This window comes from Corynebacterium sp. c24Ua_83, from assembly GCF_039907245.1.
Lineage (GTDB): Bacteria > Actinomycetota > Actinomycetes > Mycobacteriales > Mycobacteriaceae > Corynebacterium.
The window spans coordinates 227,711-247,776 of the sequence record NZ_JASBOI010000003.1; the positions used below are offsets into that span (position 1 = coordinate 227,711).

A 20,066-nucleotide genomic window follows, 5' to 3' on the forward strand; every position below is an offset into this window, starting at 1 on the left:
ACTTTTCCGACATTTAGCCCTTCCCGCCCCACCGATTGCCGCCGGGGTCGGGCATTCTCAACCACTCCAGGTGGCCAAATGTCTCCGGGGCGGGCATATTCAGCCACGTTAGATGGGCAAATGTCGCTAGAACGAGAAAACGTTGATGCCAACTATTTTCATCTACACAAACCCGCAGGTCAGAGAGTTTTGAAAAATCTTGGTGCTCCGTCGGCGTTGACGTATTCCCGATCTAACGACATTCGCGGACGGCAGCCCTCGCACATTCCCGATCTAACGACATTCCTCAGTCCGGGAGACAAACATTCCGCGGGCCGACCCAACATTCCTGGGCCCGGGCCGGCGACCTGTAGGGACTAGAAGCGCTCCCGGCCGCGCTTTTCCGCGCGGCGCTCCTCGAAACGGGAGCGGGTGCCTCCATAGCGGTCGGTGAGATCAGAACGCTTCCGAGACTTCGGCTTCTCGGCGCCACTAGGCTCCGACTTTTTAGAGTCGGCCGGCTTGGGTTTAGCAGCAACTTCGCCAGCACCCGCACCGGCTCCACTGCCAGTGGCATCCCCATCACCAGCATCTCCACCACCGGCACCATCGGTGATCTGGGCATTCAGGCGGGCGACTTCGGCGCTCTCCTCGCGCTCACGCCGACGCTCGCGCATCTCCGCATACACAAACCAGCCCAAGCCCACCGGCGCCAGGATGCCGAACGCAATCCACTGAATTCCGTAGGACAAGTTCGTGCCACCATCCAAGTGCGGCAACGGCAGCGCCTGCAGATCCGGCGCACCGCCGTCTTCTCCGCTGCCGTCACCGTCAGCACCATCACCGGCCATGCCGTTCAGGTGGTCGACGCTCTCCGAATCCAGCTGCACATAGTCCGCCGCCAAGTCCTCGTCCGTCACCTCGGAAATCTGCTTCGTCGACATGCCCGTGACCTGCGTGTATCCCTGAGATTCCGTCGGCTTCGCATCCGGCACAGCCTCGCTCATGCGGATAAACCCGGTCACCTTCACGTGATCTCCCGGCGCCCGCTTCAACTTAGGCGCGGCCCCATCCCCCTCCACGGCAACCCAACCGCGATGTACCAAAACGGTCTGTCCGCCGTCGAGCCGAAAGGGCGTCAATGCTTGATAAGAATGAGCCGATTCCACCGGGCGGTTGCGCAGCAGCACCTCTTTGTCCGGCAGGAACTGGCCCTGTAGTGCGACTCTGGTCCATTCTTTTTCGACGCCCACTGAGCCCCCATCGCCCGGGATCACATCGGTGATCGGAGCGGGGTCGGTTTGCAGGGATTGTTCGAGGCGCTGGTTGAAGGCGTTCTTATCCTTGTTCTTCCCCAGCTGCCAGGGGGCTAGGAAGCTGAATGCGGCGTAGGTGAAGGCGAGGACCAGGATGGCGGTGATGACCCATCCGGGTGTGAGGAAGTTTCGCCAGCCGCTGCGCTTCGAGGATGCCATGTGCTCCATTATTGCCCCGAGCAGCGGGGCTGCCAAATAGGCGGAGCCGGGCCGAGCGGGCAAAGCGGAGCTGAACAGAGTCGGAGCCGAGCGGGCAGAGCCAGGCGGGCGGAGCCGAGCAAGTCTCAGCAGAGTACAAAAACAGCCCCGCAGCCGAAGGGGCCACGAGGCGGTAAAAATTTTGGTGCGCCCTGACGGGTTCGAACCGCCGACCTGCTGGGTGTAAACCAGCTGCTCTTCCAGCTGAGCTAAAGGCGCGAGCTGTTTCTAAGAAAGAAACTGTGCTTCGTTTGAAGCGATAATGACTCTAGCACGCCCACCCACGAAATAACGAAACCGCAGGTGGCGCCCGGCACAGACAGCATCACACGCCTTTTTCAGCGCGATGTCTGAGCTGCCCGGCACCTACAGGGCTAGCGCTTGGTGCCGGAGGAAACCAGGCAGGCGCCCTGCCAGTCGCCCAGACGCTCCGACTTGGTCTGCACCAGGCCTGCCAGCTGGGCGGACTCGGCGATCACGCCTGGCTCCACACGTCCGGCATCCAGCTTCGCGGGGGTCATCAGCCAGATGCGGCCGTCCTCTCCCAGGCTGCGGGTCGCATCGACCAGACCGTCGACCAGATCGCCGTCCTCGTCACGCCACCACAGGAGTACGACATCAACCACTTCGTCAGTGTCGATATCCAACAGGGCATCGCCGATAGCGTCTTCCAGGGCTTCGCTGATGCTGTTATCGCAGTCTTCGTCCCAACCGATCTCCTGGATCAAGCTGTCGGATTCGATGTTGAGCAGATCCGCCCAACCGTGTCCATTCTGCGACTGCGCGCGCTGTGCATCCTTCGCGCCATTGCCTTGTGCACCGCCAGCGGAGCCTGCAGGGCTCGAAGCCGAACCGGGGGCCATTGCCACTGTTATTTCGTACCTTTCTAAGAAAACCAGCCCGTCGGCTAACCGCCAGCGCATAGTGGCCGTATCACAACCGCTACACGTCCCTGCAGTTATCGCAGCTGGTGTGGTTAAAAAACTTCATTTTTGAACCTAACATAGTCGGGCTTCCAACGGAGGTTTTCTAACGCGACTTTGACGTACTGTGGAAGCCACAAGGGGCCTAAAAACAAGGGCGCCCCACAACCCGCGGATCTTAGGAGGACGAACCAATGTCCACTTCGGCAGAAGAGAACAACAGCGCATACGATGCCAGCAACTTTGCTTTGATCCGAGACGGAGTGGCCTCCTACCTGGCCGATTCCGACCCGGAGGAAACCCAGGAGTGGATGGATTCCCTCGACGGGCTGCTGGAATCCGCGGGCCCGGATCGCGGCCGCTACCTGATGCTGCGCCTGCTGGAGCGCGCCACTGCCAAGCGCGTCCCTCTGCCGCCCCTGCTGTCCACTGATTACGTGAACACCATCCCCACCACCCAGGAACCCGACTTCCCGGGCGACGAGGAGATCGAGAAGCGCTACCGCCGCTGGATCCGCTGGAACGCGGCCATCATGGTTCACCGCGCCCAGCGCCCGGGTATCGGGGTGGGCGGCCACATCTCCACCTACGCCTCCGCGGCCCCGCTCTACGAGGTCGGCCTGAACCACTTCTTCCGCGGCAAGGATCACCCAGGCGGCGGCGACCAGATCTTCTTCCAGGGCCACGCCTCCCCCGGCATGTACGCCCGCGCTTTCCTGGAAGGCCGCCTTTCCGAAGAAGACCTGGATGCCTTCCGCCAGGAGGCCTCCAAGCCGGACCACGGTCTGCCTTCCTACCCGCACCCGCACGGCATGCCGGAATTCTGGGAGTTCCCGACTGTCTCCATGGGTCTGGGCCCCATGGATGCCATCTACCAGGCGCGCTTCAACCGCTACCTGCACGACCGTGGCATCAAGGACACTTCCCAGCAGCACGTCTGGGCGTTCCTCGGCGATGGAGAGATGGACGAGCCGGAATCCCGCGGCCTGATCCAAACCGCCGCGCTGAACAACCTGGATAACCTGACCTTCGTCATCAACTGCAACCTGCAGCGCCTGGACGGCCCCGTGCGCGGTAACACGAAGATCATCCAGGAGCTGGAGAGCTTCTTCCGCGGCGCCGGCTGGAACGTCATCAAGGTCGTCTGGGGTCGCGAGTGGGACGAGCTATTCGCCCGCGACGAAGAGGGCGCCCTGGTCCACGCGATGAACACCACCCCGGACGGCGACTTCCAGACGTTCAAGGCCAACGATGGCGCCTACGTTCGCGAATACTTCTTCAACAAGGATCCGCGCACCGCCAAGCTGGTGGAAGGTATGACGGACGAGGAGATCTGGCACCTGCGCCGCGGCGGCCACGACTATCGCAAGATCTACGCCGCCTACAAGCGCGCCCTGGAGACTAAGGACCAGCCGACCGTCATCCTGGCCCACACCATTAAGGGCTACGGCCTGGGCCACAACTTCGAGGGCCGCAACGCGACCCACCAGATGAAGAAACTCGCCCTAGAGGATCTGAAGATCCTGCGCGATAAGCAGGACATCCCATTCTCCGACGAGGAGCTGGAGAAGGATCCGTACCTGCCGCCGTACTTCCACCCCGGCGAGGATGCGGAAGAAATCCAGTACATGCTGAACCGCCGCAAGGAGCTCGGCGGCTTCCTGCCGGAGCGCCGCGAGAAGTTCACGCCGCTGAAGATGCCTGACCTTTCCATCGCGAAGCTGGCCCGCAAGGGCTCCGGCAAGCAGGAGGTCGCCACCACGATGGCCCTGGTCCGCGTGTTCAAGGACCTCATGCGCGACGACGAGCTGAAGAAGCGCATCGTGCCGATCGTCCCGGATGAGGCGCGTACTTTCGGCATGGATTCCTGGTTCCCGACGCTGAAGATCTACAACCCGCACGGCCAGAACTACACACCGGTGGACCACGACCTGATGCTCTCCTACCGCGAGGCCACCGACGGCCACATTCTGCACGAGGGCATCTCGGAGGCCGGCTCTATGGCGTCCTTCATCGCCGCCGGCACCAGCTACGCCACCCACGGCGAAGTCATGATCCCGCTGTACATCTTCTACTCGATGTTCGGCTTCCAGCGCGTGGGCGACGAGATCTGGGCGGCGGCAGACCAGATGTCTCGCGGATTCCTGATCGGGGCCACCGCGGGCCGTACCACGCTGACAGGCGAGGGCTTGCAGCACATGGACGGCAACTCCCCCGTGTTGGCGTCCACAAACCCTGCTGTGGTGACCTACGACCCGGCGTTTGCCTACGAGATCGCCCACATCGTGCACCGTGGCATCGAGCGCATGTACGGCGAGAACAGCAACGATGGTCGCGGCGAGGACGTGATCTACTACCTCACCGCATACAACGAGCCGATCCACCAGCCGGCGGAGCCGGAGAACCTCGATGTGGAGGGGCTGCACAAGGGTATTTACCTTTATGACGCCGCCTCGGACTCAGCGGAGTTGCAGGCCAATATTCTGGCCTCTGGCGTGGCCATGACGGCAGCGTTGAAGGCGAAGGAGCTGCTGAAGGAGTTCGGCGTAGACGCGAACGTGTTCTCTGTGACCAGCTGGAACGAGCTGGCCCGCGATGGCCAGGCCGTGGAGCTGGAGCAGCTGCGCGACCCGGCTGCGGAGCCCCGCACGGCGTTTATCACTCAGCAGCTGGAGGCTGCGGAGGGTCCGTTCGTGGCAGTGAGCGACTACGCCACCACCGTGGCCGAGCAGGTGCGCAAGTGGGTGCCGGGCGAGTACGTGGTGCTGGGTGCCGATGGCTTCGGCTTTGCGGATACTCGCGAGGCGGCGCGCCGGTACTTCAACGTGGATGCGGAGTCCATCGTGGTGGGCGTGCTGCTGGGCCTGGCGCGCGAGGGCAAGATCGAGCGCTCCGTGGCTGCGGAGGCCGCCAAGCGGTTCCAGATCGACGACCCGACTGCAACCAACTAGCCCAGTAGGTTCAGCAACGCCCGGGTGACGTCCTCCGGGCGTTCGACAGGCAGCATATGCCCGGATTCCGGGTACTCGTGGAAAGCGGCGCGCGGCCAGAGGTTATGGATGCGTTTGCTCTGGCTGGGCGGGGTGACGTCATCCATCGCTCCGACCAATATCTCGCCGGGAATGTCGGCCAGTAGCTCGGCGGCTGCAAGCTCGTCGTGCTCGGTCAGGTCGTCCAGGTAGCCCAGTAGCGTGCGCATGGACGTCCCGGCGATCTCGTTGGCGTGGAAAGTCAGGACGTCGAAGTTATCGGATTCCTCCTCGTCCAGCGAGCCGTGGTAGATGAAGGCGGCGATCACGGGCTTGATGGCCCACTCCACCAGCGACTTCGCCCATTCCAGGTGACTGGGGCTCTTGGGGCCCAGCCAGCGGGTCGCCCGCACCAGCCGGGAATGCAGAATCTGGGACACACCCGCAGAGGCGAAGGTATCGATCGCGCCGTTGATCAGCGCGATACCGCCAACCCGCTGCAAGTCAGCTTCATCCAGGTGGCGCAGCCCTCCCAGCACCGTCATAGCGCCCATCGAGTGGCCCGCCAGGATCAGCCTTCCCGTCGGCGCGAGCTCGCGGATGGTCGCGGCCAGGTCGATGGCGGTGCGTTCAATGTCCAGCCCCGGGGCATCCTCGCTGGCGCCGTGGCCGCGCAGATCCGGCAGCAGGATGCGCAGGTTCGGTTGCTCGCGCAGTGCGGCCAATTGGAAGAACCAGGAAGCCGCCGTCAGGTTGAAGCCGTGCATGAGAATGAGGGTGGTGGGGGCGGACGAGGGGGCGTCCTCAAAAGAGAAAGAGTAAGAACGCACCTCATGGACGGCGACCTTAGCGCCGTCGTCCATGGTCAGGCGATGGATCCAGCGTGCGCGCGGCAGGCCCGGGACGGCGGGAGGGTCGCGCAACACGATGCTGGCGAGGTTGCGGACGGCGGTGACGGGACGCATAGGAATGACCTTCGCAAGATTGTTAGGATGAGTGTACAAACGGCCGCACGATGCGGGAGTGCGCTGGAGCTTTAGCCACAAGGAATTTAGCTTAGCGCCCCCCCACGTGCGGGCGAATATGGAGTGGCAGGAGAAGGAACGATCATGGCTGAACAAAACAACCAGCTGGCTGCGGCGCTGTCGAAGAAGCTGAAGAAGGACGGCGCGGAAGGTGCTGGCGCTGGCGCCGAGGGCACGGCGGGCGCTGCGGGCTCCGGGAAGAACGGCGCGGGCGAGAAGGACAAGCGCAGCATCGTACTGGACGTCGTGGAGGACGCGACGGGCATCGAGCGCGAGGAGCTGGAGGGCTCCAAGCGCCTGGGCGACGACCTGAACATCGACTCACTGTCCCTGATGGACATCGCCGTGCGCCTGGAGGAAGAGTTCGGCGTGGAGGTTCCAGACGAGGACATCAACCGGGTGAAGACCATCGACGAGCTGGTTGGCCTGGTGGATAAGTGAGCAGCGCTGTAGAGGACATACTCGCCGAGCTGCAGGACTGGCCCGTCGACAACGTGGCCGCTGCGGCCCTGCGGGATGACGGCAGCGACAGCGACAACGACGGGGCGGGTGCCCACACGGCGACCTTCGGTGACACGTCCGCGCAGTTCCCCCTGGCCAGCGTGAGCAAGCTGATCACCGCCTATGCCACGCTGCTGGCCGTCGAGGAGGGCGCCTTCGAGCTCGACCAGCAGATCCCCGCCGAGTTGCTGCCCGAGTTCGACGACCTGCCGACCGTCCGCGAGCTGCTGGCCCACACCAGTGGAATTGGTTTCCGCGACCGCACTCCGGAGAAGCCGCGCGGCACCCGGCGGATCTATTCCTCCGCGGGCTACGAGGTGCTGGCGGATTTCATCGCCGCGGAGGCCGACATGCCCTTCGCGGATTACGTCGCCGAGGGCGTGTGCGCGCCGCTGGGCATCGACGTGAAGATCGAGGGCAGCGCGGGGCATGGTTTTTCTGCCTCGGTCGATGCTCTTGCGGTGTTGTCTTCTGAATTTTTGACGCCCTCAGTCCTGGCTCCCTCCACCCTCAACGAGGCGCTGGAGCCTCAATGGCCGGAGCTTTCCGGGGTGGTGCCGGGCTACGGAATGCAGAAACCTTGCCCGTGGGGCTTGGGCTTTGAGCTGCACGGTGAGAAGTCGCCGCACTGGTTGGGCGAGGGGATGCCTGAAACGGTGGCGGGGCACTTCGGACAGTCGGGGACTTTCCTTTGGTTTGACCGAAGTGGGAGCAAGAAAAAAGCCGCCGTCGTCCTCACGGATGAGAACTTCGGCGACTGGGCGAAGCAGCGCTGGGATGGCTTCAACCAGCGCCTATGGGAGGCACTGGGCTAGCTGGCCCCAGCCCCGCCCCGGCAGCGCGGGGCTAGCCTGGCGCAGCGCTGCTACTCGTAGGTGGTGCGGAGGTCCTCGTGGCCCTCTGCGCGCCAATCAACGTAGGCGTTGTCCTTGGTATCTATACCCTGCTCCCTCTGGTGCGGAACCTTGGCCACAATATTGCGGCGGGCACGGCCGGAACGCAGCTGGATCTCGATGCGCTCGGCCAGCTTCGCCAGGATCATGTTGATCACAATCATGATTACTGCGATCAGCAGCAGGGCTGGGATCATCGCGCCGTAGTACTCGCCCAGCTGGCGACCGGAGCGGACGACTTCCACGAAGCCGATCATGTAACCAAGCGCGGAATCCTTCAGGGCAATGATCATTTGAGAGATGATGGCCGGCAGCATGGCCGCCACGGCCTGCGGCAGCAGGATTAGGTTGATGGACTGGCGGTGGCTCAGACCCAGTGCAATCGCTGCCTCACGCTGGCCGCGCGGCAGAGACTGAATGCCGGAGCGCAGGGTCTCTGCGATCACGGAGCCGTTGTACATCGTCAGGCCGAAGACCACTGCGGAAAAGCCCAGCCAGTTGGAAGGCACCAGCTGCAGAAGGGAGAACACCGCGTAGGCGAACAGCATCAGTACCAGCACTGGGATGGAGCGGAAGAACTCCACGATGATGCCGCAGATCCAGCGCACGGGTGCGGAGAGCGACAGTCGGCCCACGCCCAGCAGCGCACCGATGGCCATCGCCAAGACGATGGAGACTACAGCCGCGCCGATCGTAGAGACCAGGCCCGGGATGATGTAGGTCGTCCACGTGGTGCTCTCCAGGAAGAAGGACCACTTCTCGGGCTCAAACTGCCCCTTGTCGTTGAGCTTCATTGCCACCAGGACGAGGATCACAGCGACCACTACGACGGTGATCGCCGTGAGGATCGAGTTGAGCCTGCGTCCCTTGGGGCCTGGGGCGTCATAAAGAACTGTTGCACGTGTAGTCATTAGCGCTTCACCGCCCATCGCTTACCTGCCCAGCCGAAGAACAATCCGGTAGGCAGAGTCAAAATGATAAATCCGATTGCGATTACGCCGAAGATCACCAGAATGTCGCTGGCGTAGTCCTCCGTCAGGGTCTTCATCAGCAGGGACGCTTCAGCTACACCGATCACCGAGGCGATGGTGGTGTTCTTCGTCAACGCGATCAGGGTGTTGCCCAGCGGCACGATCGCACCGCGCAGGGCCTGCGGGAAGATCACGTGCCGGAAGTTCTGGCCGAAGCTAAGCCCCAAGGAGCGGGCGGCCTCGGCCTGGCCGAAGGGCACCGTATTGATACCGGAGCGCAGGGATTCTGCCACGAAGCAGGAGGTGTAGGACACGAAGGCTAGGACTGCCAGGCGGAAGTTCTGCTTTTCGATGAAGGAATCGTTCTCCACCGCCAGCAGCAGGCCCAGGTTGTAGTACAGGCCCATGGAGGCCAGCAGAATGATCAACGTCAGCGGGGTGTTACGAACAATGTTGATGTACCACGCGGACAGGTTACGCAGGATGCCCACGGGGCTCACGCGCATGGCGGTCAGGATAATGCCGAAGATCAGCGACCCGACCGCGGAGAAGAACGTCAACTTGATGGTCACCCAGAATGCTGGAAGCAGTTCGGGCTTCATCTCGGACCATAGTTCGGGGTTCATAGTGCGTTCCTCCTTCCTACTTCTTGTCGACGAACGACAGGTCGCCGATCTTTGGCTTCTCGCCGAGATCCACGTTGTCGCCCAGGTTCTTGGCGACGATCTTCTGGAACTCGCCGGAATCGTGCATTTCGTTCAGCGCTTCGTTGACCTCCGCCTTGGCTTTGTCGTCACCCTTGGGCAGGCCGATGCCGTAGTTTTCGTTGGTCCAGAAGCTGCCGTCATCGTTCTTTAGCTGGATAACGCTGTACTCCTCGCCGAATCGCTCCTTGTAGCGCTGCGCGAAGCCAGCCAGAATGGTCGCATCCGTAGTGGTTGCATCCACCACGCCCTGCTTCAGGCCTTCCGCGCACGCGGCGTAGGTGTCGAACTCCTGCAGCTGCACTTCTGGCAACGCGTCCTTCACCTTCTGTGCCGGGGTGGAGCCGGATACGGAGCATAGGCGGGTGCCCGGTGCGATATCGTTCAGACCCTCGATGCCGGAATCCTTGCGGACCAGCAGCGCCTGGTGGGTGACCACGTACGGGCCCGCGAAGTCCACGGCCTTCAGGCGGCCTTTGTTGATGGAGTACGTGGCGGCGATCATGTTGACCTCACCGTTGTTGATGAGGGTCTCGCGCTGCGCGGAGGGGGTTTCGCGCCACTCGATTTCTGGCGTGGCCCAGCCGTGCTTCTTTGCGATGTATTCCACCACGTAGCGGGAGACGTCGGTATCCAGGCCGGCGAACTGCTTGTCCGGGGTGCGTTCGCCCAGGTTCGGTTGGTCGTATTTGGTGCCCATGACGACGTGGCCGGATTCGATATCCGCCAGCAGGTCGCGGGCACCGCCAGAGCCGCACGCGGTCAGCGCCACCACGCTTGCGGTGGCAACCACTGCAGCGGTGAGGCGCTTGAGTGCGCTTTTGAAGGTAGACATGTGTAACTCGCTTCCCGAACTAGTGGTTCACGATCTTCGCCAGGAAGTCCTTGGCGCGATCGGATTGCGGGTTCGTGAAGAAGGTCTCCGGGTCGGCGTCCTCAACAATGGCGCCGTCGGCCATGAACAGGATTCGATCCGCGACGCGGCGAGCAAAGCTCATCTCGTGGGTGACAACCACCATGGTCATGCCGCCCTTGGCGAGGTCAGTCATGACGTCCAGGACCTCGTTGATCATCTCTGGGTCGAGGGCAGAGGTCGGCTCGTCGAAGAGCATCACCTTCGGGTCCATAGCCAGTGCGCGGGCGATGGCTACGCGCTGCTGCTGGCCGCCGGATAGCTGAGCTGGGTACTTGTCGGCTTGGGCGGCGATGCCTACGCGGTCCAGCAGCTTCTCGGCGGTCTTGCGTGCCTCTTCCTTGCTGACCTTGCGGACCTTGGTGGGTGCCAGCGTGACGTTATCGCGAATGGTCATGTGGCTGAACAGGTTGAACTGCTGGAACACCATGCCCACCTCTGCGCGGAGCTTGGCGAGGTCTTTGCCTTCTTCGGGCAGCAGCTCACCGTCGATGCGGATTTCGCCATCGTCGATGGTCTCTAGGCGGTTGATGGTGCGGCACAGCGTGGACTTGCCGGATCCGGAAGGCCCGAGGATCACAACAACCTGGCCCGCCGGTACTTCGAGGTTGATATCCCGAAGAGCGTGGTACTCGCCGAAGTGCTTGTTCACTCCCTTGAGTTCAATCATTGGTTTGGAAACAGTGGGTTCAGACATGTTCCAAATAATAAGTAACGGAGGTCACTTTTATGAAATGAAAGCAAGATGATTCACTGTGACTGCTTGTTGTTGTCTTATTGACGGCTTATTGACGCCCTAAGGTTGAGCTCGTTAAAGGGGATGGTTGACCATCCACGCGATCGCCGGGAGCAGACATCGGTGACCGGTGTTGAAGGCGGAAAAGAGCGTACGGTGGCGAGCATGAATTTTTCTGAATTTATACGCAATCGCCACTCCCCTCGCGCGTTCCTGCCAGACGAGATCCCGGCAGAGGACATCAAGGAGATTCTGCTGGACGCCCAGTCCGCGCCCTCGAACTCCAACACGCAACCGTGGAACGTTCACGTGATCGGTGGCCAAAAGTTGAAGGATTTGAGTGCCGCGCTGATCGAGGAGTTCGATACCAACGGGCTTAACCCCGACTTCACGATCGACTATGGCCAGGGTGTGCACCCACAGCGTTCCATGGAGTTGGCGGCGAAAATGTACGGCCTGTTGGGCATTGCCCGCGAGGATAAGGAGGCGCGTACGGAGTTCGTCCGCAAGAACCTGCGTTTCTTCGGCGCCCCGTACTCTGCGCTGATGTTCATCCCACCGATGGGCGACCGTATTCGGGCGGCGTTCGACCAGGGGACGTACGCGGAGAACTTCCTGCTGTCCCTGACCGCCCACGGCTACCACGGGGTGCCCCAGGGCATGATCTCCCTGCTGGCGCCGACGGTGCGCGAGTTCCTGGGCGTGGATGAAGAGTACAAGCTGGTGACTGCACTGACGTTCGGCCGTGCGGATGAATCCAGCCCGGTGTACAAGACCGCTCCGAGCCGCGTTGCGCTATCCGAGACGGTGACGGTGCACGGGATTGAGGGGCTGGGGCTGTAGACGCTGAGCACTGACATCTAAGAAATCCCCGCTGGCGCGGGGAGCATGTGATCCCATGTTCTGAACCGTGCAAAGCCAACGGCTCATCCCAGCTGGCGCTGGGAGACATGGGCATCACTAGCTCCCCACCCTACAAAACTGCAGACTCCACCCAGCTCACGGCGCGCTTTATTTTAATCCGAACTTGGCATTGCAAGGTAACGGCATCCTTGCTAACTTTGTTGGTAGAACACAACACTACGAAAGCCAACGGACATGACAGACCCCCACAGCGCACCACTGTTCGATTTAGATTCCTGGAACGACTTAGTCGACAGCTTCTCCCCCACAGCCAGCGCATTCCTAGCTAAATCGGGAGACGAGCATGGACCAATGTCCCTCGTTCAGCACATGGTCGATTCCGGCGCGGTCGCAACCTATCTTTGGGATACCTGGTTTTCCCCACAGACCAAGGACTTCCTCAGCCGCAGCACACGGCTCTCCCCTGAACACATCCGTTCACTCGCCGTTTTCCTCGTAGCTGCCCATGATGTGGGGAAGATATCTGGCCCGTTCTTACGTAAACTTCGCTCCCCCGAAACGAACGCGCCTTTGCTCTACCCACTCGAAAACGCTGGCATTCCTATCCCGGATCTTACTCCCGATGAAGATGTCGCCAACCTCGCCCACCCGCTCTATTCTCGGGAACTGCTGAAGCGCTGGCTAAAGACACATGGACTCAAAGCTCCCGTTGCTTTGTCACTCACCCAAACGGTGGAAGCTCACCATGGTTGGCTCACCGCGGCTGGCCGGAAGGCAGTCACCACTTTCGTCAATAGCTACCCTCCCGAGTGGCAAAGCGCCGTCGATGAGATCCTGGATACTCTCGCCTCTACAGCTCACGTCCAACCTGCCCTTGACGCTTTAGAAGGGAAGCCACCAACAACAGCCATTCAAATCATCACCGGATTCACGGTGATGTGCGACTGGCTGGCCTCCAACACGGATTTCTTCCCTCTTCGCTTTAGCGGTTCCCAAGCCGATCGCATCAAGCTGGGAATGGCAAAAGCTAAGTTCGATCTCCACACCGAGTTCAAACACTTCAGCGAAGACCCCACTCAGATTGCCGAGAACTATCGCGTGAGCTTTGCTTGGCCAGAAGGCGCCACCCCACGCCCCGTGCAATTCGCAGTTGCAGAACTACTGAACTCTAATTCTCCCGGCCCGACTCTACTCATAATCGAGGCTCCAACCGGAGAAGGAAAAACTGAAGGAGCCCTCCAGGCGGCTCTACTTTTCGCCCAGCACAATCACGCCAGCGGCGCGATTCTGGCGGCACCCACAATGGCAACGGCAAACGGCCTTTTCAAACGCTTTTCTTGCTGGGTGGAGAACATCACTGAAAATTCTGCCGTGTCGTCTCTCTACCTAGCTCACAGCAAGAACCGCCTCAATAAGGATTACCGCAAGCTCCGCTACAGCGACATCGGCGAGGATTGTGCTGACCACGGGACTGTCATCGCTACCGACTGGCTATCCGGCCGCAAGAACGGCCTACTGTCTAACTTCGTGGTCGGAACCATCGACCAGGTTCTCATGATGGCGCTTCAAATTCGACACTCCATGCTGCGCCACCTGGCGCTGGCTGGGAAAGTGGTGATCTTCGACGAGGTTCACGCCTACTCGACCTATACCAACGAATATCTCGCCGAAACCTTGCGGTGGCTCGCCGCATATGGCGTTCCCGTAATCCTCCTGTCCGCCACCTTGCCGACCAGCCGCAAAAAGGAGCTCGTTACTGCCTACGGTAGCCAGATGCATAAGAATGACCTCGCCCTAGCCGGTGAAGGTTATCCACTTCTCACTCTTGTGACTGAAGAAGGCGTCAGTGAACAAGCCGTCACTCCACGTCCGGACGACATGCACGCCAAAGTAGAAATCATCGATGATTCCGTTGAGGAACTAACGCGACTCGTCACCGAGCTCTGTTCCGACGGCGGCGTGGTTCTTGTCATTTGCAACACCATCAAGCGTGCACAAGAGGCTTTCACGGCTCTGGACTCGGTATTTCCCGATGAGGTTCGCCTCCACCACTCCGCATTCACCGGACTCGATCGCGCTCGTCACGAGGAAGACCTCCTCAACGAGCTGGGGCCGGCGTCACAAAGAAAACAAGGGCGCCCTCCCCTGCGCATCGTATGCGGTACACAGACCCTGGAGCAGAGCCTTGATATCGACGCTGACGCACTGATCACCGACATCGCACCAATGGATCTGATTATTCAGCGGGCTGGGCGCTTGCACCGTCACCAGAGGCCAGACAGCGATAGACCGGAGAAACTGCGTGATGCGCGCATTTACATTCGCGGTGTCGAGGAAACGACCCCAGTTCCCATATGGGATACCGGCACAGAATACATCTACGACGATGCGTTGCTGCTCACGACTTACCAACTGCTTTCTACAGAGGTGGTGGAGACGGGATTCCGACGCCCCTCCGATGTTCCGCAACTAGTTCAAAGAGCGTACGACCTCGACGCGGATCATAACTTTCCGGAAGCGTGGGCAGCTCGATGGGAGGAATCCAAAACAAGTAGTCGAGGTAAGGACGACTCCGATAAGTCACGATCGAAGGTCTTCCGGATACCAAGCCCCGATGAAACGGGCAAACGGTTGGATTCACTCTTTGAGATGCTCGTTCACGATCGCTCAGAGGAGGAGATCAAGGCCACGGCCTCCGTCCGCGATGCCGATAACAGCATCGAGATCATTCCGATCGTCGATGATGAATACGGCTATCGCCCTCTCCCCGGACTGAACAACGACCAACCGGAGTGTGTAGTGGAAGACACGACAATCCCTAACTTCGATACAGCCTTTCAGCTTGCTGCTTCCACTGTTCGTCTACCCACGATGTTCACACGCTCCGACAAGGTGTGGGATCGCACAGTCGATGCTTTGGAAGACCAAACACCAGAAGGATGGAAGGACCACTACCTCCTCCGGGGACAAGTAGCGCTACGCCTAGACCAGAACCTTGGGGCCACCTTGGCGGACGTGAAGATTAACTATTCAGAACTCCTCGGCCTGCGAACCGAGGGGTTCCCTGGATCGCGGAATGGCGCATGAAATGTTTGATTCACAAGTAGCTTTAGGGGCAAATGAAAAGCTGTTTCGGCCTCCCTAGAAAGGGAAATGCCCGCAATGGCATACCGAAAGTACACAGCAGAACTACACACGAAAGGAAGAACTATCGTGACGGAGAGCTTTAGCCTCCTCGATCAGCCGTGGATTCTCACTACGCTGACCGATGGCTCCGCTGCAGAGCTCAGCCTGCGCGAGATCTTCGACGGTTCCCATTCAGTCGCATCAATTCGTGGTGACAGCCCTTTGCAGGACGTCGCCATCTATCGTCTGCTTCTAACGGTTTACTGGTGCGCACATCGCCAGGAATTGCTTAGCGATCCAGGTACAGAACTGGATATGGCTGAATGGATTCCCGACAGGCTGGAAGCCGCTGCGGAGAACGAACCAGACAATACCGTGCTGAACTATCTGGAGCGCTACGCTGACCGTTTTGATCTTCTCGACCCAAAGCAACCTTTCATGCAGGTTGCCGACCTGCATACGAGCAAGAACGCGACTACCGATGTGCGCCGGATCGTACCTGATTTTGAAGACGACTACTTCACGCTCCGAGCTGGCGATGGCGCATTGTCACTCACCTATGCAGAGGCCGCTCGCTGGCTGATCTACGTGCAGGCCTACGACTATTCTGGGATCAAGTCTGGTGCCGTTGGTGACCCCCGCGTCAAGGGCGGAAGGGGTTACCCAATCGGCACCGGTTGGACCGGCGCTATCACTGCAACGATCATTCTTGGGGAAAACCTCCAGGAAACTCTGGCATTGAACACCACTGGTGGAGCTCTCCAAGCAAAGAATGACCATCCCGTGTGGGAACGCGAACCAGACACCTCCGCTCAACGTCTGGATCCTGCAAACAAGGATGGAATCTATCCCAAGGGGCCGGCTGAAATTCTGACCTGGCAATCCAGGCGCATCCGTCTCTTCCCGGATGGAGGACTGATCACTCAAGTTCTTGTCTCCAACGGGGACCGCATTCCCAATGCAAATGCGAATGTCCAGGACGACCCGATGACGCCCTACCGTTTCAGCAAGAACAAGTCCACGAAGACTTTGGACGTCTACTACCCCAAGCCTCTCGATTCTCAGCGGACAATGTGGCGCAGCTTGGAACCGTTGATCGCGTTGGAAACCGACCCGGTTTACGACGCTAAAAACCGAGCACCTAAACGTCCTAAGACGATCGACCAGCTTGCTTATCTCAAGGAGAATGAGGTTGACCTGCCGGAGACTTTGAACGTCTCCATGACGTCCATGGAGTACGGGCCAAATAGCGCAGTCGTAGGCATTAGCATCAGCACTCAAATCGAGTTGCCTCTCGAGATTCTTCCAAAGTCGGCGCTCAATCAACGTCAGGCAGTTCTCAACCTAGCAGCAGCGACTAGCCAGGCTGGAACAATGCTGGGCAGCTTTGCAGGTCAGCTCTTTCAGGCGGCGGGTGGGGACTACGAATTCCAGCCAGCTGCAACGGACACCCTCCTAGCCGAGCTAGAGCCGAAGTTCAGCGAATGGATGAAATCTCTGCACGGCGCAGACCTAGAGCCCCGGCTGAAAGCTTGGGAAATGACGGTACGCAACGCTGTCCTAGAACACGCAGACGTGCTTCTCGTTGGTGCCGGCCCCAAGGCACTGGTCGGCAGAATCATCGAATCTAACGATGATGAACGCTTCGTATCCGCTGGAACAGTCATGAACTGGCTGCAGAGGAAGCTCCGTGAAATTCTTCCGCGTACCGTTCCGCGCTAAGCGTTTCAACTTTCAGCACTACATACACCAAGAATAGGAAAATCATGGACCAAACAACTGATGACCGGCCACGGCTGAGCTCAGCGGTCGCTGCCACCTGTAGCCAGCTTCAGGCCGACTATCTCGGCCGGACTGGATACCCCAACCAGGCCAGGGCTCGCGGCACGCTCGCTGAACTTCGGAAGTCGGCTGGCCAGCCCGTAGACAAAAACCCCCTAGTTTTTGAAAGCGTTCTTTCTTCCCTAGTTGTACCTCTGTCCGAGAAGGAGGTTGGACGTGGTGATACCCCTTCCCCATCCGAGGAGGCAGCATTTCACGCGCTTACATTCTTCGCGCTCCACATGCAGGGCGCGACTCACGAGGTACACGATGAATCCCATTCGTTTGCCAGTGCCTGTGGCCGTCTAGCTCAGACCAGCGAGTCGAAATCTATCAAGGGTCGCTTCGACGCGCTCGTGCTTGCTCGCACCGCCCAGTCCCGACTGATCCAGACCCGCTCCCTCATTTCGCTGCTCCGATCCAACGACCTCCGTTTTAACTACGGCTGGTTCGCTGCAGATCTGCGCAAGCTCTCGAACCCACGTACTCGCAATGGCGTGCTACTGCGGTGGGGACGCGACTTCGCCTTTGCACGCTACCCGCGCGACATCGACGGCTCCGCTACTACCCAAGAAAACTAAAACTCTTCATTTCGAAAGGAATCTCTCCATGTCCATCACCATTGATTTCCACGCCCTGCAAACCCTTCCACCGAGCCTGATTAACCGTGACGATACGGGCGCTCCGAAGACTGCAATTTTCGGCGGTGCACCACGCCAGCGTGTTTCCTCCCAAGCCTGGAAGCGTGCCATCCGCAAGGATTTCGGCGAGAAGTTCCCCACTGGCTTCGTGGGATACCGAACCCGTCGCGCAATCGAGCTGGTCGCAGACCGCATCCAAGAGCTGGATACTTCCATCGAAGAGGCCGAAGCAACCACCCTTTCCGAGAAGGTCTTCACCGCTGCGGGCTTCAAGCTGACCAAGAGGAAGACCGCAAAGGCTGAAGGTGAGGAAGTAGAACAAAAGTCTGAACTCGGGTACTTGCTCTTCCTAAGCGTCCGACAGGTGAGTAACCTGGCCCAGTACGCAATCGACCACCGCGAAGAAAATAAGTTCCCCAAGAGGGAAGTATCTGTGCTGTTCGACCAAGAACATGGCGTGGACATCAGCATGTTCGGCCGTATGGTCGCAGAAGCTCCAGACTTCAACGTCGACGCATCCGTCCAGGTCGCACACGCTATTGGCGTGCATGAATCCGAGCCGGAGTTCGACTTCTACACCGCTGTCGACGACATGGTGGAAGCCGACGAAGAAGTCGGTGCAGCCATGATGGGCACCGTACAGATGATGTCCTCCACCCTCTACCGATTCGCTACTCTCGACGTTGACTCGCTGGCGGAGAACCTAGGTGACCAGAGCGTACTGGCTGAAGCCATCAAGGCTTTCACAGAGAGCTTCATCACGTCGCTGCCCACGGGTAAACAAAACACCTTCGCACACAACAGTGTGCCGGAGCTCGTGTACGTCACCGTCCGAAATGACCGCTCCATCTCCCTAGTCAACGCCTTCGAGGAACCGGTAGTCTCCGAGAACAACCAAGGCCGCCGCAAGTCCGCTGCTGATCGTCTGGCTCGCGAAGCCGAGCAGATCCAAAATACCTACGGTTTCGTCCCACAGGCCGCCTTTGTGATGTCCTTGGGCGACCTGGCCGACGCTTTCATCGAGATCGATCTGGCCAAGAAGACCACTCTGCCCGAGCTCGTCGAAGCTGTCGCAGAAGCTGCCACTCAGGAGCGCTAATGCCTTCCACCCTCCTACTCAGGCTCTCTGGCCCCATGCAATCGTGGGGTGTCAGTAGCCGATTCAAGCAACGCGCAACCGAACAGGTGCCCACCAAGTCCGGTGTGCTGGGGCTTCTAGCCGCTGCACAAGGGCGCCGGCGCACTGACGACCTGCAAGACCTTGCAGCTCTAACGTTCGCCGTTCGCGTAGATCAGCCTGGTTCCCTACTGCGGGATTACCAGACCGCCCAGCCGTGGCAGAAAAGGCCAAAGGACAACGCGAACCTGGTCACGCGGTACTACCTTGAGGATGCTGTGTTCGTCGCTGCCGTCGAATCGGACAATGATTCCTTCATCGACGAACTCGCCAGCGCCGTCCAGCGCCCCCGTTTCCCGTTGTTCCTTGGGCGCCGTTCGTGCCCCGCTCCCCCGAACCTCTACCTCGGTACGTTCCGCGGCTCGGCCGTCGACGCACTGCGCGCAACCGACTGGCAGGCTACCCGCGCGCACAGGAAAACTCGGGCACCGAAGCTCTCGCTGCCTATTTTTCGTGACGCCACACAGGGTGAAACCGGCATAGCCAGACGCGACGTACCAATCTCCTTCTCTCAAGAGCACCGGGAGTATGGCTGGCGAGACGTCGTCCAAGACAAGACCGGGGTGCCCGTCGAGAATGACCTCGGTTCGACCAACGACCCATTTATGGAGGCGGTGATGCAGGCATGACGACCTTCACTCGACTTCACCTCAACCCCAGCAGTCGTCAAGCACGAAAGTTGCTGGGAAATCCGCAGGCGATGCACGCGGCAGTTCTGAGCTGCTTCCCCAAGGAAGTAAGCGAGAAGGAACGAATCCTCTGGCGCCACGACGGCAAGGTTAGGGGAGCCGACGAGCATTTTGTGTACATCGTTGGACCGGATAGCTGCGATCCGACCAAGATCGCCGAGCAAACCGGCTCCGAAAGCGATCCGCAGAAGGCAAGTTACAACCGCCTGTTAGAAGCTCTCGCGGATGGCCAACAGTGGCATTACGAAGTTGTGCTGAACCCTGTGGCAGCCAAGAAGGCTCCCGGCTCCCCACGGGGAACTCGAGGCAAACTTACCGCGCTGGTGGGCGAGGCTGCACAGTTGGAATGGTTTAACACCAAGGCTAAAAGCTGTGGATTCACCCCACTGGAGACCCTGATCGTGGAGCGGAAGACACTGCGCTTTTCGAAGCTGGCGAAGAATCCGAAAGGCCGCCAGGTTGTGATTGGCACGGTGCGATACCGCGGCACTTTGCAGATCGACGACGTTGAAACATTTAAGAAGTCACTCGTCGAGGGAATTGGCCGGGGTAAAGCCTATGGTTGTGGCCTGTTGACTCTGGCTAAGCCCACCCCGAGCAAGACAAGCTAAGGCCTGAGC

The 20,066-nt window shown here is 60.0% G+C and carries 17 protein-coding genes and 1 tRNA gene; 10 read left to right on the forward strand and 8 right to left on the reverse strand.

Going from position 1 to position 20,066, the window contains the following annotated elements; all coding sequences use genetic code 11:
* Window positions 1–356: 356 nt before the first annotated feature.
* From QKE30_RS04115 to QKE30_RS04125, 3 genes are all read right to left on the reverse strand, one after another.
* A complete protein-coding gene (locus QKE30_RS04115; RefSeq protein ID WP_347934168.1) occupies window positions 357–1,454 on the reverse strand; it encodes an SURF1 family cytochrome oxidase biogenesis protein in 1,098 nt (365 codons plus the stop codon).
* Between the two features lie 182 nt (window positions 1,455–1,636).
* A tRNA-Val gene (locus tag QKE30_RS04120) sits at window positions 1,637–1,712 on the reverse strand.
* Window positions 1,713–1,867: 155 nt separating this feature from the next.
* The gene (locus QKE30_RS04125; protein WP_347934169.1) at window positions 1,868–2,356 is read right to left on the reverse strand and encodes a DUF3052 domain-containing protein; all 489 of its coding nucleotides are present in this window, start codon (window positions 2,354–2,356) and stop codon (window positions 1,868–1,870) included.
* Window positions 2,357–2,610: 254 nt separating this feature from the next.
* Here QKE30_RS04125 and aceE point away from each other — a divergent pair, with 254 nt between their 5' ends.
* Window positions 2,611–5,367, forward strand: coding sequence for a pyruvate dehydrogenase (acetyl-transferring), homodimeric type (gene aceE / locus QKE30_RS04130; protein ID WP_347934170.1), 2,757 nt, complete (start codon window positions 2,611–2,613; stop codon window positions 5,365–5,367).
* Here the strand turns inward: aceE and QKE30_RS04135 are convergent.
* Window positions 5,364–6,350, reverse strand: a complete 987-nt coding sequence (locus tag QKE30_RS04135) for an alpha/beta hydrolase (RefSeq protein ID WP_347934171.1) — start codon at window positions 6,348–6,350, stop codon at window positions 5,364–5,366. The two genes, aceE and QKE30_RS04135, sit on opposite strands and share 4 nt — an antisense overlap.
* 144 nt (window positions 6,351–6,494) lie before the next feature.
* Between QKE30_RS04135 and QKE30_RS04140 the strand changes: the two genes are divergently transcribed.
* Together QKE30_RS04140 and QKE30_RS04145 are read left to right on the forward strand one after the other, a co-directional pair.
* Window positions 6,495–6,851 (forward strand): phosphopantetheine-binding protein, encoded by a 357-nt coding sequence (locus QKE30_RS04140; protein WP_297666301.1) that lies wholly within the window; start codon window positions 6,495–6,497, stop codon window positions 6,849–6,851.
* On the forward strand, window positions 6,848–7,726 hold the full coding sequence (locus QKE30_RS04145; RefSeq protein WP_297666302.1) for a serine hydrolase domain-containing protein: 879 nt from the start codon (window positions 6,848–6,850) through the stop codon (window positions 7,724–7,726). The genes QKE30_RS04140 and QKE30_RS04145 overlap by 4 nt, the downstream gene beginning before the upstream one ends.
* Before the next feature lie 50 nt (window positions 7,727–7,776).
* On the opposite strand, the gene QKE30_RS04150 is transcribed toward QKE30_RS04145, so the two are convergent.
* The 4 genes from QKE30_RS04150 to QKE30_RS04165 are packed head-to-tail and all read right to left on the reverse strand — an operon-like array spanning window position 7,777 to window position 11,062.
* Window positions 7,777–8,715, reverse strand: coding sequence for an amino acid ABC transporter permease (locus tag QKE30_RS04150; RefSeq protein ID WP_239201231.1), 939 nt, complete (start codon window positions 8,713–8,715; stop codon window positions 7,777–7,779).
* On the reverse strand, window positions 8,715–9,401 hold the full coding sequence (locus QKE30_RS04155; RefSeq protein ID WP_297666303.1) for an amino acid ABC transporter permease: 687 nt from the start codon (window positions 9,399–9,401) through the stop codon (window positions 8,715–8,717). Before QKE30_RS04155 ends, QKE30_RS04150 begins: the two co-directional genes overlap by 1 nt.
* 16 nt (window positions 9,402–9,417) lie before the next feature.
* A complete protein-coding gene (locus QKE30_RS04160; protein WP_239201228.1) occupies window positions 9,418–10,314 on the reverse strand; it encodes a glutamate ABC transporter substrate-binding protein in 897 nt (298 codons plus the stop codon).
* 19 nt (window positions 10,315–10,333) lie between these two features.
* A complete protein-coding gene (locus QKE30_RS04165) occupies window positions 10,334–11,062 on the reverse strand; it encodes an amino acid ABC transporter ATP-binding protein (protein ID WP_034966252.1) in 729 nt (242 codons plus the stop codon).
* Between the two features lie 231 nt (window positions 11,063–11,293).
* On the opposite strand from QKE30_RS04165, the gene QKE30_RS04170 reads away from it, so the two are divergent.
* From QKE30_RS04170 to cas6e, 7 genes are all read left to right on the forward strand, one after another.
* Complete coding sequence (locus QKE30_RS04170; protein WP_347934172.1) at window positions 11,294–11,971, forward strand: nitroreductase; 678 nt, start codon at window positions 11,294–11,296, stop codon at window positions 11,969–11,971.
* Window positions 11,972–12,226: 255 nt separating this feature from the next.
* Window positions 12,227–15,079, forward strand: coding sequence for a CRISPR-associated helicase Cas3' (gene cas3, locus QKE30_RS04175; protein ID WP_347934173.1), 2,853 nt, complete (start codon window positions 12,227–12,229; stop codon window positions 15,077–15,079).
* A gap of 126 nt (window positions 15,080–15,205) precedes the next feature.
* Window positions 15,206–16,840: a type I-E CRISPR-associated protein Cse1/CasA gene (casA, locus tag QKE30_RS04180; RefSeq protein WP_231913300.1), complete on the forward strand. Its 1,635-nt coding sequence runs from the start codon at window positions 15,206–15,208 to the stop codon at window positions 16,838–16,840.
* A 44-nt stretch (window positions 16,841–16,884) separates the two neighbouring features.
* The gene (casB, locus tag QKE30_RS04185; protein WP_347934174.1) at window positions 16,885–17,520 is read left to right on the forward strand and encodes a type I-E CRISPR-associated protein Cse2/CasB; all 636 of its coding nucleotides are present in this window, start codon (window positions 16,885–16,887) and stop codon (window positions 17,518–17,520) included.
* Between the two features lie 28 nt (window positions 17,521–17,548).
* Window positions 17,549–18,679, forward strand: coding sequence for a type I-E CRISPR-associated protein Cas7/Cse4/CasC (gene cas7e, locus QKE30_RS04190; RefSeq protein WP_005296213.1), 1,131 nt, complete (start codon window positions 17,549–17,551; stop codon window positions 18,677–18,679).
* Window positions 18,679–19,386 (forward strand): type I-E CRISPR-associated protein Cas5/CasD, encoded by a 708-nt coding sequence (gene cas5e / locus QKE30_RS04195; protein WP_005296216.1) that lies wholly within the window; start codon window positions 18,679–18,681, stop codon window positions 19,384–19,386. Before cas7e ends, cas5e begins: the two co-directional genes overlap by 1 nt.
* Window positions 19,383–20,057 (forward strand): type I-E CRISPR-associated protein Cas6/Cse3/CasE, encoded by a 675-nt coding sequence (gene cas6e / locus QKE30_RS04200; protein WP_011273275.1) that lies wholly within the window; start codon window positions 19,383–19,385, stop codon window positions 20,055–20,057. The genes cas5e and cas6e overlap by 4 nt, the downstream gene beginning before the upstream one ends.
* The last annotated feature ends 9 nt before the right edge of the window (window positions 20,058–20,066 follow it).

Excerpts from the sequence above, each read along its gene's own strand:
- QKE30_RS04140 (WP_297666301.1), top strand. The coding sequence starts at position 6,495 with ATGGCTGAACAAAACAACCAGCTGGCTGCGGCGCTGTCGAAGAAGCTG.
- cas3 (WP_347934173.1), top strand. The coding sequence starts at position 12,227 with ATGACAGACCCCCACAGCGCACCACTGTTCGATTTAGATTCCTGGAAC.
- aceE (WP_347934170.1), top strand. The coding sequence starts at position 2,611 with ATGTCCACTTCGGCAGAAGAGAACAACAGCGCATACGATGCCAGCAAC.
- QKE30_RS04170 (WP_347934172.1), top strand. The coding sequence starts at position 11,294 with ATGAATTTTTCTGAATTTATACGCAATCGCCACTCCCCTCGCGCGTTC.
- QKE30_RS04150 (WP_239201231.1), bottom strand. The coding sequence starts at position 8,715 with ATGACTACACGTGCAACAGTTCTTTATGACGCCCCAGGCCCCAAGGGA.
- QKE30_RS04155 (WP_297666303.1), bottom strand. The coding sequence starts at position 9,401 with ATGAACCCCGAACTATGGTCCGAGATGAAGCCCGAACTGCTTCCAGCA.
- QKE30_RS04125 (WP_347934169.1), bottom strand. The coding sequence starts at position 2,356 with ATGGCCCCCGGTTCGGCTTCGAGCCCTGCAGGCTCCGCTGGCGGTGCA.
- QKE30_RS04165 (WP_034966252.1), bottom strand. The coding sequence starts at position 11,062 with ATGATTGAACTCAAGGGAGTGAACAAGCACTTCGGCGAGTACCACGCT.
- QKE30_RS04160 (WP_239201228.1), bottom strand. The coding sequence starts at position 10,314 with ATGTCTACCTTCAAAAGCGCACTCAAGCGCCTCACCGCTGCAGTGGTT.
- cas6e (WP_011273275.1), top strand. The coding sequence starts at position 19,383 with ATGACGACCTTCACTCGACTTCACCTCAACCCCAGCAGTCGTCAAGCA.
- cas7e (WP_005296213.1), top strand. The coding sequence starts at position 17,549 with ATGTCCATCACCATTGATTTCCACGCCCTGCAAACCCTTCCACCGAGC.
- cas5e (WP_005296216.1), top strand. The coding sequence starts at position 18,679 with ATGCCTTCCACCCTCCTACTCAGGCTCTCTGGCCCCATGCAATCGTGG.
- QKE30_RS04115 (WP_347934168.1), bottom strand. The coding sequence starts at position 1,454 with ATGGCATCCTCGAAGCGCAGCGGCTGGCGAAACTTCCTCACACCCGGA.
- QKE30_RS04135 (WP_347934171.1), bottom strand. The coding sequence starts at position 6,350 with ATGCGTCCCGTCACCGCCGTCCGCAACCTCGCCAGCATCGTGTTGCGC.
- casB (WP_347934174.1), top strand. The coding sequence starts at position 16,885 with ATGGACCAAACAACTGATGACCGGCCACGGCTGAGCTCAGCGGTCGCT.